Source organism: Coleofasciculus sp. (assembly GCF_046565525.1).
In the GTDB taxonomy this organism is placed as follows: Bacteria; Cyanobacteriota; Cyanobacteriia; order Cyanobacteriales; family Coleofasciculaceae; genus Coleofasciculus.
Genome location: NZ_JBKHUP010000010.1, coordinates 58,001 through 71,035, shown reverse-complemented (window position 1 = coordinate 71,035; position 13,035 = coordinate 58,001). Strand labels below are relative to the sequence as shown.

9 protein-coding genes are annotated in these 13,035 nt (G+C 44.7%); 4 read left to right on the top strand and 5 right to left on the bottom strand.

All coding sequences use genetic code 11. The features are described from left to right. Window positions 1–35: 35 nt before the first annotated feature. Window positions 36–1,763 (bottom strand): diflavin flavoprotein, encoded by a 1,728-nt coding sequence (locus ACLGGO_RS05525; RefSeq protein ID WP_446418539.1) that lies wholly within the window; start codon window positions 1,761–1,763, stop codon window positions 36–38. Between the two features lie 317 nt (window positions 1,764–2,080). On the opposite strand from ACLGGO_RS05525, the gene ACLGGO_RS05520 reads away from it, so the two are divergent. Beyond that, a complete protein-coding gene (locus tag ACLGGO_RS05520; protein ID WP_446418538.1) occupies window positions 2,081–2,668 on the top strand; it encodes a Uma2 family endonuclease in 588 nt (195 codons plus the stop codon). Between the two features lie 157 nt (window positions 2,669–2,825). Here the strand turns inward: ACLGGO_RS05520 and ACLGGO_RS05515 are convergent, their stop codons facing one another. After that, entirely contained in the window at window positions 2,826–3,761 is a 936-nt protein-coding gene (locus ACLGGO_RS05515; RefSeq protein WP_446418537.1) for an alpha/beta hydrolase, read from the bottom strand. Between the two features lie 72 nt (window positions 3,762–3,833). Between ACLGGO_RS05515 and wecB the strand changes: the two genes are divergently transcribed. Both wecB and ACLGGO_RS05505 read left to right on the top strand, forming a co-directional pair. Beyond that, complete coding sequence (gene wecB, locus ACLGGO_RS05510) at window positions 3,834–4,952, top strand: non-hydrolyzing UDP-N-acetylglucosamine 2-epimerase (protein ID WP_446418536.1); 1,119 nt, start codon at window positions 3,834–3,836, stop codon at window positions 4,950–4,952. A gap of 309 nt (window positions 4,953–5,261) precedes the next feature. Further along, on the top strand, window positions 5,262–6,095 hold the full coding sequence (locus tag ACLGGO_RS05505; RefSeq protein ID WP_446418535.1) for a PEP-CTERM sorting domain-containing protein: 834 nt from the start codon (window positions 5,262–5,264) through the stop codon (window positions 6,093–6,095). 216 nt (window positions 6,096–6,311) lie between these two features. On the opposite strand, the gene ACLGGO_RS05500 is transcribed toward ACLGGO_RS05505, so the two are convergent. Continuing rightward, window positions 6,312–11,405, bottom strand: coding sequence for a WD40 domain-containing protein (locus ACLGGO_RS05500; RefSeq protein WP_446418534.1), 5,094 nt, complete (start codon window positions 11,403–11,405; stop codon window positions 6,312–6,314). A gap of 327 nt (window positions 11,406–11,732) precedes the next feature. On the opposite strand from ACLGGO_RS05500, the gene ACLGGO_RS05495 reads away from it, so the two are divergent. After that, window positions 11,733–12,308 carry a Uma2 family endonuclease gene (locus ACLGGO_RS05495; protein ID WP_446336075.1) on the top strand — a complete coding sequence of 192 codons (576 nt, stop codon included), beginning with the start codon at window positions 11,733–11,735 and terminating at the stop codon, window positions 12,306–12,308. A gap of 210 nt (window positions 12,309–12,518) precedes the next feature. On the opposite strand, the gene ACLGGO_RS05490 is transcribed toward ACLGGO_RS05495, so the two are convergent. Beyond that, window positions 12,519–12,749 (bottom strand): hypothetical protein, encoded by a 231-nt coding sequence (locus tag ACLGGO_RS05490; RefSeq protein WP_446336074.1) that lies wholly within the window; start codon window positions 12,747–12,749, stop codon window positions 12,519–12,521. A gap of 28 nt (window positions 12,750–12,777) precedes the next feature. Then, entirely contained in the window at window positions 12,778–12,942 is a 165-nt protein-coding gene (locus ACLGGO_RS05485; protein WP_446418533.1) for a hypothetical protein, read from the bottom strand. Between the last annotated feature and the right edge of the window lie 93 nt (window positions 12,943–13,035).

Here is a 13,035-nt window from a genome sequence, read left to right as displayed (position 1 = left end):
ATCGCACCAATTCGTCAAAAACAAATGGCAAATGACTAATAATGATTCCCCACCTTACGATGGTGTACCGCCGTCATCCCATCCGTCTGAGAAACCCGACCGGTAGAAACTGTGGCATAAATCGTCCAGTGATCACCACAATCTAAGCGGCTTTTCACTTCACATTCCATATAGGCTAGGGCGTCGGCTAAAATCGGAGAACCATGGCTAGCAGAATAGGTTTTAATCCCATCAAAACGGTTCGCACCGGGGGGGAAGCGCTTGAGGAAATGCTTCATCAGTCCCTGGTAATTTCCAGCTTCTAGGACATTGAGAACAAAGTGATCGCCAACATACATTAACGACTCGATCGCCCGATCCTTTGCCACCGCCACAGATATACCCAGGGGTTTGAATGAAGCTTGCGTCACCCACGACGCTACCATCGCACTGCTGATATTCCCCTTTTTAGCCGTAATAACATACAATCCACTGCTGAGTCGCCCCAAGGCTTTATCCAAATCACTATCCAGGGACTTACTTTGCTTAATCGTGCGATCGCGTGATAACCATTGTCCTAAATCCGTTCCCGCTTCTTCACATAACTGATAAACCTGTTCGTTAGGCGTATCTTTGACTAAAATCGGCGCAAACCCTGGCGTTAGTCCTAAATCCCGAAACTTATTCACCAACAGATAAGCTGATTCACTCTCAAGAGCCCCCGATTCAAATACACCAAAAGACTGCTTCGGATTCGTCGCCCCCAAAATTGTACCCATCGCAGTTTGGGCGATAGAGGCGACTTCTCCCGTCGTCGGTGGTGTACCCATCACCACCCCAGACGCTATACTCATCAATTCTTTAATCTCTTGCGGATCAGCCGATCGCACGTCCATCATATCCACCGCCACACCGGTTTTGGTAATTCCATGGGCAATGGCTTGGGAGAGGCGATCGCTATACCCGTAATCGGATATGTAAAATACAGCAACAGTCGTGTCTGCTTTTGCCTGTTCCTCACTCCACCGACGGTAACGTCCCGTGAGTTCACTCAGGTTGTGATAAAGTAGGGGTCCATGACCTGTGGCAATGGTGGTAATTTCGGGTAACTTGTCCATCCGTTTCAGGGCGGATAGCACAGAACGGGCATTTGGACCCATTAAACAGTCATAGTAATATTTAAAATCGTCTTCGAGTAGGTCTAAGTCTTCATCAAACGTGTAATCATCACAATAGTGCATGCCAAAGGCATCACAGGTAAACAGAACCTGGGTTTTGGTATCATAGGTGAAAATCGTATCGGGCCAATGGAGATTGGGAGCAATTATGGCTTCGAGGATATGTCCATTTCCCAAATCAATGCGATCACCATTTTTGACGATTTGCGATTGAAACGGCTGATTGACCCAATTTTCCAGAAATTGGATCGCCACTTTCGACCCCACAACTGTAATATTCGGGGCAAGTGCCAGAATATCTTTGACTAAGCCACTGTGATCGGGTTCCGTATGGCTGACGACTAGATAATCTAATCGAGCTGGGTCAATTAATCCCTTCAGAGTATCGAGATAGAGTTGGCGAAACTTTTCATGGGAGGTATCCACCAGCGCCGTTTTTTCACCCCGAATCAGGAATGAGTTGTACGTCGTGCCATTCTGTAAACCAAATTCTATATCAAAGCGATCGCGATCCCAATCTAGCGATCGGATTGCGGTGGTATCCAGGGCAATTTCGGTCGTCTGCATCGTCAACCGACGCTGAATTCCCTCTGCTACTGCTACCATCGGTCGTCTCCTTTCTTATATCAACTTCATTTACTCGGTCTTTTAATTATGTTTACATATCAATCCAGTTTTATACATTTAAATTATTTATGAAAAAGATTAAAACGGTATTCAGCAAGCCCTAAATAGACGAGGTGCGGTTCGGTCATGAGTTAGGCTCAATAAAGAGTATCGGGGAACCTCTCTCACCCTGTCCCGATTCAAGTGACGTTGAGAGAGATGGGCGATATCGCGGACTAGACCCGTTAGTCAAGATTGAGCATTATCACGTTTCGGCTGAGAAAATAATAGAGGTAGAGGAATAGCGGGTATTATTTATGCAATTACAGACACAAAAACGCTCCTACACGCCAGAAGAATACTTAGAACTAGAGGAGAAAGCGGAGTATAAGCATGAATATCGCGATGGGGACATTGTACCGATGACGGGTGGGACGACTAATCATAATGAAATTGCCGGGAATTTCTATGCCAACTTAAAGTTTGGTTTGAGAGGGCAAAATTATCGGGTCTATATCGGGGATGTACGGTTATGGATACCTCGTTATCGTCAGTACACCTATCCTGATGTGATGGTTATTGAAGGAGAACCGATTTACACAGGAACGGGGACAACGACGGTGATGAATCCCTCGTTAATTGTTGAGGTATTATCCAAATCGACGAAAAATTATGATTTAGGCGATAAGTTTATTTACTATCGGTCGATTCCGGAGTTTAAGGAATATATTTTGATTGACCAAACCAAATATCATCTGATGCAGTATGCCAAAAATCCTAATGGTCAATGGTTATTAAGTGAGCAAGAATCAGCTGAGGCGGTTCTCGAATTAAGGTCAATCGATTTTCAGATCAATATAAGTGATATTTACGAAAACGTAAATTTTGCCGATAGTGAGAAATAGAAATGTAAAAGCGTCAAGTATCGTGGCGAAATCTCATGCTGAACGGAGCGACAGCGGAGTGAAGCATCTCGACCTAAGGAGTCGGACGTAATTATTAAATATCGTGGGAATAAATATAAATTAGTTGAATTAGAAAAGCCTGACAAAAATTGGGGAACTAAGCAATGGCGAACCGATGCTTGAGTGCGGCGGCGGCTTCAGCTAGCGCCTCTTGACCTTGATCCAGAACATTTGCCATGCCAACAAAGCCGTGAATTGTGCCATCATAGCGAGTCATTTTTACAGATACTCCGGCGTCTTGCAAGCGATTGCCATAAGCTTCTGCTTCATCTCGCAGAGGATCATATTCGGCGGTGATAATCAGCGCTGGGGGTAAGTTACTCAAATTGTCTGCCAGGAGTGGTGAAGCATGGGGATTTTGTCCGTCGGCGGCTGATGAGAGATAGTGATGCCAAAACCACACTAATAGCTCTATGGTTAATAGGTAATCTTTGCCATTTTGCCGATGGGAGTCGGTGTCAAAACCGTACTGAGTCGCAGGATAGAATAACAGTTGATAGACTAGGGAGGGAAAGTTGCGATCGCGTGACATTAAGGCGACAACGGCGGCTAAGTTTCCTCCAGCGCTATCTCCGCCAACCGCAATACGTTCCGGATCACCTTGAAATGACGCCGCATTTTTAGCCACCCATTCTGTGGCGGTATACGCATCCTCTACGGCGGCGGGAAATTTATGTTCGGGTGCGAGACGGTAATCCACAGAAACGACAATACAACCGACTTGATTGGCTAACGTGCGACAAATACTATCCGCCGCCTCTAAGTTTCCGACAACCCAACCGCCACCGTGGAAAAATACCAGAATAGGAAAGGGTGGGTTTCCGGCTGGTGTATAAATACGGATAGGAATGTCTATCTCAGAACTAGGAATGATACAATTTTTCACCGAGGCGACAGGTTCAGGTTTAGGGGAGAACTGATCTCCCATCGCTGCTTGTTCTCTCGCCTGTACGGGGTTCAGTTCATTGAGAGGAGGTAGTCCTAATTCTTTGATTTGGTTTAATAGTATCCTGGTTTGGGAATTCAGCGGCATAATTAATTCGCTATCAAATTGAATGGACTGATGATTAAAGACGAATGAAAAATGAAAAATGACGAATGAAAAATGACTTATAAACCGACAATCTGTATTACGTTAGGCACCCGCCCAGAGGCGATTAAACTCGCGCCTGTTATCCAACAGTTTCAAGCCTGTGAGATGTTTAATACTCAGGTCATCTTAACGGGTCAGCATCGGGAAATGGTGGATCAGGTGATGCAGCTATTTCAACTAAAAGCTAATCGCGATTTAGAAATCATGCAAGTCAAGCAAACGCTGACAGATATTACCTGTCGAAGTTTGCGGGGATTGGAGGAGTTATTTACCGAGATTAACCCGCAGTTGGTTATCGTACAAGGAGATACGACGACAGCATTTGCTGCTACTTTAGCAGCATTTTATCAAAAAATTCCTGTGGGTCATGTAGAAGCAGGGTTACGAACGGATGATTTGTTTAATCCTTATCCCGAAGAAGCCAATCGGCGGTTGATTTCTCAGTTAGCCCAACTGAATTTTGCACCAACAGCTAAGTCGGTGGAGAATCTGAAGACATCGGGGATTGTGGGCGAGATTCACCAGACGGGGAATACGGTGATTGATGCTTTACTGACAGTAGCCAAGGAGGAACCCCAATGTCCGGTTCCGGGATTAGATTGGAACAAGTATCGCGTCTTATTAGCTACGGTTCACCGTCGGGAAAACTGGGGTCAACCTTTAGAACATATTGCCCAAGCCTTTGTCCAACTTTTGGATATGTTTACGGATACTGCTTTACTCTTACCCCTCCATCGCAATCCTACCGTCAGAGAACCCCTGAAACAAATATTAGGCAATCATCCGCGAGTCTTTTTGAGTGAACCCTTAGATTATGGCAAATTAGTGGGCGCGATCGCACGCTGTTATTTGTTGCTGACGGATTCGGGTGGATTGCAGGAAGAAGCGCCGAGTTTAGGTAAACCTATATTAGTTTTGCGCGAAACCACTGAACGTCCAGAAGCCATTACAGCAGGGACAGCGAAACTGGTGGGAACCAACCCCAGCCACATTGTCGCCGTAGCCAGTGAATTACTCCGGAATTCGATGGCGTATCAGGTTATGGCTACCGCCGTTAATCCCTTTGGTGATGGTTACGCCGCTCAACGGATTTTGGCAATTGTTAAACGTTATTTAGGGCTTGCTGAATAAGTATTGTCAGGCTAAGCTTTTGGATTAGGGATTGAGAATTGGGAAAATTAAGGACTGTAGAAACATTGCAGGCAACGTCTCTACAGGCTCCATTTTACTACATCGGATATCTAATCATCAGAGACTGGATTGTCAAGATCCAGAAAAATACCTGAAAGTATTCACCCAAAAGGAATCTGACAAATATATTGCCTAAATTTATCTGTTTTTTAACTTAAAGATTCTGTAAACTTTCCCGCTATCTATAGAAAATATAATAGGTTGAACCTATACTAATAGTAAAGTTTTTTCATAATGAGGCTCAACTTCATGGGTATTTCTCACCTGGTGAGCAAATTATCGGTAGCTACTGCTGGAGCCGTATCCTTGGCTTTAATTTCTGGAGGAGTAGCACAAGCGACATCTATTCTTTCGACTAGCAATGGACAAGTTGGAACGATTGACACAGCTACAGGAAATTTTACACCGTTTATTAATAGTGATCCAAGCTTTACTGATTTAGCCTTATCGACGGATGGCGATTTATTTGGGGTGACGTTCAGTCAATTATATAGTATTAATCAAAGTCAAGGAGTATCATCGCTGATTGGTGGACTTGGTGTAAATGATATCAATGCTTTAGGCTTTTCAACGAATAATCAGCTTTACGCTGCTGGCACTTCAGGTAATTTTTATACCGTTGATACGTCCAGTGGAAATACATCATTAGTGGCTCGCATTTCTGGATTTAGTAGCAGTGGTGATCTTGTATTTAATCCTGACAACAATCAGTTTTTAGCCACATCTAGAAGTAGTAGCACAGATACCTTATTATCTATTGCTCTAGATGGTACAGCTACCCAGATTGGTAATATTGGCTTCGTGGATGTTTTTGGCTTGTTCTTTGAGGATGGCACCCTGTTTGGTTATACCGCTAATCGACAACAGATTACTATTAATACCAACACAGGAGCCGGCACATTTAATCAGAATGTTACAGGTAGTAGTGGTCAAATCTTTGGTGCTGCATCATTACCATCAACAGGTCCCTCAACAGAACCCTCAACTTCTGTTCCCGAACCCACTTCAATACTCAGTTTATTAGCCGTTGGTGTTGTCGGCACCGCTTCAACCCTCAAGCGCCGACAGAAGCAAAAATCATAAGCTTATTATATCATGTCAGTTTAATCAGACTTGTATGAGCCTGTTTGTAGTCAGCACTTTAGTGCTTGGAAATAAGCCATTTTAAGGCACTTAAGTGCCTACTACAAACAATTTCCATACAACCGGACACGATATTACCTGGATTATTTAGGAACAAAAAATTGCCTGTTTCCTGTGGGAGCTATCTCTTAATCCAAAATGGGATGCTCCCGTTCCCTATCTCCTCGCACACAACGCCCGAAAATCCTGGGGATTGGCATCATTAATCCTTGGCGACTCTGAATTATTTTGTAAATAATCCTCTAACCAAGAACAACTGCGTCCAACTAAATCCGCTAAATCCAAATTCCACAGAATAACCGTCGTGTCTTGAGACGCTGATGCCAAAATCTTACCATCAGGACTGAAACTCACGCCAAACACGGCATCTTTATGACCGACAAAGGAATTAATTAAATGACCCGTGTGCCGACTCCACAGATTCACCGTTTTGTCATCACTCGCCGAGGCAATAAACTCCCCATCGGGACTAAATGTTACCCAATTAACTAATCCATTATGTCCCTTCAAAGAATGCACCAATTCACCCTCTCGATTCCATAAATTCACCGTTCTATCACTACTTGCTGAAGCAATAAACTCCCCATCGGGACTAAACGTTACCCAATTCACGGCATCCCTATGCCCCCTCAATGTTTTGATCAACCTGCCGTTACGACTCCAAAGTTTCACCGTTTTATCTTCAGAGGCTGATGCAATTAAAGACCCGTCCGGACTAAAACTAACCCCCCACACTGTCCCCTGATGACCGATTAAAGTTTTATCCAATCTGCCATCCATTTGCCACAATTTGACCGTTTGATCCGTGCTACTTGAGGCAAGTTGTTGACCATCGGGACTAAAATTAACACTGGTTACCCCATCTTGATGTCCTGACAAGGTTTTCTGCCCGGTTCCATCTTGATTCCAGAGTTTAATCGTGGTATCATCACTCCCTGTTGCTAGGATCTTACCATTGTCAGAGAAACTGACACTATTGACCGGCTTTTGATGTGCCGCAATTGTTTTTAATAATTTGCCCTGGCGAGTCCAAAGTTTCACCGTATTATCCCAGCTAGCTGTAGCAATTCTCTGACCATTAGGGGAAAAACTGATACTGCTGATGGGTTGGCTATGTCCAGGAATTGGTTGCAACATTCCCCCCTCCACTTGCCAAAGTTTGATGGTATTATCGGCACTAGCAGACGCCAATATTTTGCCACTGGGACTGAATCCTAATCCGAGAATTGCCTTACCATGTCCCTGCAATGTGTCAATTAATGTGCCATCGGGACGCCAGAGTTTAATGGTGTTATCCTCACTTCCAGAGGCTATTATCTGACCATCTGGACTATAGGCGACTGTAATTATAGCCTCTTGATGTCCGGATAGAGTGTTGAGTAATGTACCATCGGTTCGCCATAGTTTGATGGTTTTATCTGCACTAGCAGATACGAGATATTCACCATCGGGACTAAAACTGATGTCGAGTACGGGTTGATTGTGGGCGGTTAAGGTTTTGAGTAACGTACCATCAGATTGCCACAGTTTAATCGTTCTATCACGACTGGCGGAAGCAATCAACTGACCATTGGGAGAAAAACTTACATCTAAAACCCAATGATTATGACCGGAAAGAGTCCTCAGCAGTGTCCCGTCGATATGCCAAAGTTTAATTGTATTATCCTCACTCGCCGAGACAATCCGTTGACCATCGGGACTAAAGCTGATACTGTGGACGCGATCGCGATGTCCGGTTAAGGTTCTTAATAATGTACCCTCTCGACTCCAGAGTTTAATTGTATTATCCTCACTAGCAGAAGCTAAGATTTGACCCTGGGGACTGAAGCGAACCGAATACACCCCCTCTTCATGTCCCAGCAAATCTTGCAGCAATTTCCCCTGCTGACTCCACAGTTTAATCGTTTTATCTTTAGACGCTGAAGCAATCAACTCACCATCGGGACTAAAACTAACGCTACTCACCCAATCACTATGTTCAGTTAAACGGTTGCGTTCTCTCACCCCATACACCACCTGTTGCAATGTAGAAATCACCCGCATCCTGGTTTCCTGTGTCACCCCCAGGGCTTGTTTTAATTCTTTGGCGGCTGATAAACTTTTTAGTAGGGCGTCAAATTTGCGGTTTGATGCGACTAAGGCTTCTGCTGAAGCATTCAAGGCAATTAATTGGGCGTTGGTTTCACTAAATACCGCTCGCCATACCAGTCCTACCGCAATCACCGCCAGTGTAGCTAATGTCACGCCAACAATCTGGGCTTCTTGCAAACGGCGTCGTAGAACTTGATTTAATTTCTCCTCAGCTTGGTGTTGTTTTTCCACAGCAGCAGTATGTTTTTTCGTCGCCGCTGATAATTTAGACCGCAGGGTTTTTTCCCGAATCAGTTGTTGGATTTTATTTTGACTATCCTTGTCTTTTTGACGCAGTTCTTCAAGTTCTTTCCGCAGACTATTTTGTTCATTCTGGCGAATAAATTCTACCAGGTAATCATGAACCAGTTGATAGCGATGGCTAGGAATTTCGGGTAGCAGGAAAACCAAGCCAGATTTCTCTAATACTTCTAAGATTAAATCTAGTTTCTGGACATCAAGATCCGATTCAATAACTAATTCGGCACGGGTTTTTAAGGGACGATTATTATTTTCATCGGTGAGGAGTTGCAAAACTAGCCAAGCCGCCTGTTCGTTTTCTACACCACAGTCTTTTAAGGCTTTTTCTAGGAAGCGTTCCGCCAGCTTTTCCACGGGACCCCGTTGTCGATATTGCGCCAGGGTGGTTATATTTTCTGCTTGCAACTGCGCCCCAACGACTTGTAATTCAATTGGACGGACTTCTCCCAGTTCTCGTGCTAAATCTCGGACTAATTCATCAATTAACGTGGATTCTAAGTAAAAATGAGCGCGTTCGGTTAAGCTTTGGATCACAGCCCGGGCGTCGGGAGGGGAAAAATTGCCCAAAGGGTAGCGATTTTTTCGATCCAATATGTTATTTTCAATTACTTCTAGATCAAGTTTCTCAAATTCTAATAAGTAGTGTAAGAAGTCTTCCCGAATGGAAACAATAATTTTAACAAAGGACAGATCTAAACAGGTCTGAAAAAACTGATAAAATAAGCGGGTTTGCTGGGTAGAGGCATGTCCCAGAAAAAACTCTTCAAATTGGTCAAAGATTAATACTGTTAAGATATTACGATCGGCGTTATCGTGTAACTGTGCTTGCAACTGGTTGAGAATAAGTTCATCGGAACTATCGTCATCAATGGTTTGTGTGGCGGCAAATTGGTCAGATTGACCGGAGGTTAACCCAGACAGGGCGGTTCTCAAGCCTTTATTGAGTTCCTTAATCCAATCAGTATACACTTGCAGTACCACAGGTAACACTAAGCGATCGCCTAATGCTCTATACTTGAGGGCGGGTACTAAGCCAGCGGAAACGATGGAACTCTTCCCGACTCCAGAGGGTCCATGAATCACCGTCAATTGGCAATCCGCACGGCTTAAACGTTCAATTAAACGCTGCACATCCTGCTGACGTCCGGATGCGGCAATTTCTTGGGCAACAATTTCTTGCTGTTCAACTGGGGTTAAGGTAGGATTAGTTACGGCTCGTCGAGGCTGGAGACGAGCCGCACCAATGAAGGCACGAAATCCATAGAGTTGTTCGACCGCCCCTTGTTCTTGCTTGATCTCAAAGGCTTCTAAGTAACGCTGTTGCTCAAAGTACAGCCGCCGCAAGCTTTCCAAAAGATATAAGTAGCGCTGGGGTTCGTAATGATAATCGCTTTTAGCAATGGCATCCGGCAAATCTTGACTTGCCCGGTTGAGATAGTGGGTGGCTTCAGTTGATTGATGCAACTGATGATAGGATTTGACCAGGATGAGTTGATAGAGTTGGGTTAATAAATAGGGATGTAAGCCTTGATAATCTTGGGGTTGATTGGGGATAGATGCTAACTGAGAGAGAGCTTGCTGCGCCCAGTGATTGGCATCTCTCCACCGCCGTTTGACTAGGGCGACTTCTGCTAAAAAGCCATAATCTTGCGCCAGTTGGATAGGGGAACAGTAGCGTTGGTGTACCTGTAAGCACTGTTTGGCTACCTGTTGGAGGGAGTCCCATCCTTCTAAATGTTGCAACACTTCCGCCTGTTGGGTAATAAACTGCGCCACCAAATCCTGACGCCCCGCCCACTCAAACGCCTCAACCGCTCGCTGAAGATAGGGCCACGCTTCTTCCCAGTTGCGGTGTCGTTGCGCCCGATGTAAGTCAGCATTACGGCAATAACATAAGCCTAAATGAAATAGGAGGACTCCTTGACGTTCTAAATTATTGGTAATGCGCCAATACCGCAGGCTTTTTTGGTAACGGATAACCGCTGCATCAATATGATCATTGGCATAATCATATTGACCTAATACAAATTGCAGACTCGCTTCTAGTTCCGGGGTAATCGTTTCTTGACGCTGTTGTAAGTCATGAAGAGCGCAATCGAGTTCGGCGCGGGAACGGCATCCTGTGGCTAAATTAAGATTGGTATGGTGGGTACAAATACGCCAGGGGGCATATCGCCCTGGAGTTCCTTTTAATACGGTTCTAAAGAGGGAGTCTGCTTTGTGTTGCAGCAAATCGAGTAGTTCATCGGTGGCAATTTCAAACTTAATCGGAGTTGCTGCCCAACTGCTAAAATCGGGAGCAGAGCGGACGAGTTTGTGCAATACTTCGTCATTCACCCACAAGACTAAGGGGAAGGGTAAGCGTTTGCGAAATTCATCCCGCACTTGATTGGTGGAGGTGAGTAAGTCCTTTAGCGCTTCGACGGATTCGAGTCCGAGGATGATTAAGGCGGGAGGAGTTTTAAGTTCCACCGGAACGTCTCTACTATCTTCCCGTCTTCCTGATTCCTCTATGGGGGCGGGTTTAGTTAAGTTATCTGTTGTTTCCGACAGGTTATCGGTAAAACCCCCCCCTACAACCCTGTTCCCAAACGCGCCATGCTGATTCATCCCCACATAATTTTGAATCGTCGTGTAAAGGGTGGTGACGGATTCGGGAAGAACTAATTCCTGAATTTGGTATCGACCTTGAGCTCGTTCGTGCAGTTGGTGTAAGATACGTTTCTGTAAAAGCTTGTAATTACAGCGCACCAAGACGAGAGAGAACTCTCCCTGAGAAAATGCGATCGCGCGATCGAGGGCGTTCAATGAACTCTGGTTATAGTCGGTAACATTTTCCGGTTGTTTGGTTTCAATCATTGGCAAACGTGGTTCGGGGTTCGTCCAGCATGGGATTGATGGCAACTGGACGACAGGGTAAAACAGCAGTGAACTTGACTTTCTTCTTCTAGTGTGATACATCACAACCGGAACCAACAACGTCCGCTCTGATTGGTTATCTCAATATTTGATACCTTGGCTTTATAGTATTGAGGGTTGAGGCGCGATCAAGGTTCCTTTGCTCAGGGTTGATGGTACACCCATCGTAGGGCGCACACCAACCATCTGAGGGCGCAAGGATGGTGCCCCTACAATGGGAATAGATTAAATTCAGTTGAGTTAATCGATAAAACTCAAAAAACTAAAATGACTGCTTATACTATAGATTTTAACCCAGTTATTCAGCTTACCGATGACCAATTTTATCAATTGTGTCGGGCTAATCCTGATCTGAAATTTGAACGCAATGCCCATGGAGAATTGATTATTATGCCCCCAACCGGAGGAGAAACCGGAAATCAAAATTTTGAGTTTGGTGCTGATTTAGCTATATGGAATCGCCAAACTCGATTAGGGGTTGGGTTTGACTCCTCTACCTGCTTTAAACTCCCCAATGGTGCCAATCGTTCTCCCGATCTGGCTTGGGTGAGACAGGAACGGTGGGATGCTTTATCTCCTGAACAACGCACCAAGTTTCCGCCAATTTGCCCCGATTTTGTTGTGGAACTGATGTCTCCTTCAGATACTTTAAAATCGACGCAGGATAAAATGAAGGAATATAGGGAAAATGGCGTCCGTCTGGGCTGGTTAATTGCGCCGGAACACAGACGAGTAGAAATTTATCGTCCCCAGCAAAATGTTGAAATTTTAGAGGCTCCAGATACTCTTTCTGGAGAAGAAGTGTTACCAGGATTTACCCTAGATTTACGCTCTCTTTGGTGATTGTACATTAGAACCCGAATTACTGATGTGCGATCGCCTCTTCTACTATCTTGGTCTAAAAAGCTTGATCAAGAGGCTATAGGCAGGCACATTTTCCCACGATTAAAAGTATACCATAAAATTGTGCGATCGCATCGTTCGTCGTCATGTCCATGCCAAGTCCTCAGTCAAGATAAACCTGACTAAATTCTACCTGGGAGCCTTCTGCGCTTAAACCAGTTGAGACTCTAATGAACAAACCCGCTCATTTCGGCGGGATACGATCCTTAATTCATGAGGATAGCGTGGGCGCGGATTATCCACTAACCATATCGGGGGAACCATCATGGGTTCATAGAAGTCAATGGTGTATAGGATTCCCGGTTGCGCTTTCAATTCCACCAGAGATCCAGGTAAATATTCAAATGCTTCATCCCAATCGATCGCTGTATCGACGTTCATAAAATTATATCAATGTGTTTGCCGTAACCTACTTACCAATCTGAGCCGGAAATTTCATGTAAATTGTTTTTTCTGTATCTGATGATACTTTTTTGCCGTAATACTTGTCTATTTCTTGAGGAATATATTTACAAATCCTGACATTTGGCGCTTTATCGGGCAAGAAGGCAGAAATAACGCCAACAGCTAACATCTCCCCCAGCTCCCAGACGTAGCATGCTACGTCTCTACATTGCTCCCTCTGCTCCCCCAGCTCCCTCTGCTCCCTCTTTCCATCTATACCTGT

Excerpts from the sequence above, each read along its gene's own strand:
- ACLGGO_RS05500 (WP_446418534.1), bottom strand. The coding sequence starts at position 11,405 with ATGATTGAAACCAAACAACCGGAAAATGTTACCGACTATAACCAGAGT.
- ACLGGO_RS05525 (WP_446418539.1), bottom strand. The coding sequence starts at position 1,763 with ATGGTAGCAGTAGCAGAGGGAATTCAGCGTCGGTTGACGATGCAGACG.
- ACLGGO_RS05515 (WP_446418537.1), bottom strand. The coding sequence starts at position 3,761 with ATGCCGCTGAATTCCCAAACCAGGATACTATTAAACCAAATCAAAGAA.
- wecB (WP_446418536.1), top strand. The coding sequence starts at position 3,834 with ATGACTTATAAACCGACAATCTGTATTACGTTAGGCACCCGCCCAGAG.
- ACLGGO_RS05505 (WP_446418535.1), top strand. The coding sequence starts at position 5,262 with ATGGGTATTTCTCACCTGGTGAGCAAATTATCGGTAGCTACTGCTGGA.
- ACLGGO_RS05485 (WP_446418533.1), bottom strand. The coding sequence starts at position 12,942 with ATGTTAGCTGTTGGCGTTATTTCTGCCTTCTTGCCCGATAAAGCGCCA.
- ACLGGO_RS05520 (WP_446418538.1), top strand. The coding sequence starts at position 2,081 with ATGCAATTACAGACACAAAAACGCTCCTACACGCCAGAAGAATACTTA.
- ACLGGO_RS05495 (WP_446336075.1), top strand. The coding sequence starts at position 11,733 with ATGACTGCTTATACTATAGATTTTAACCCAGTTATTCAGCTTACCGAT.
- ACLGGO_RS05490 (WP_446336074.1), bottom strand. The coding sequence starts at position 12,749 with ATGAACGTCGATACAGCGATCGATTGGGATGAAGCATTTGAATATTTA.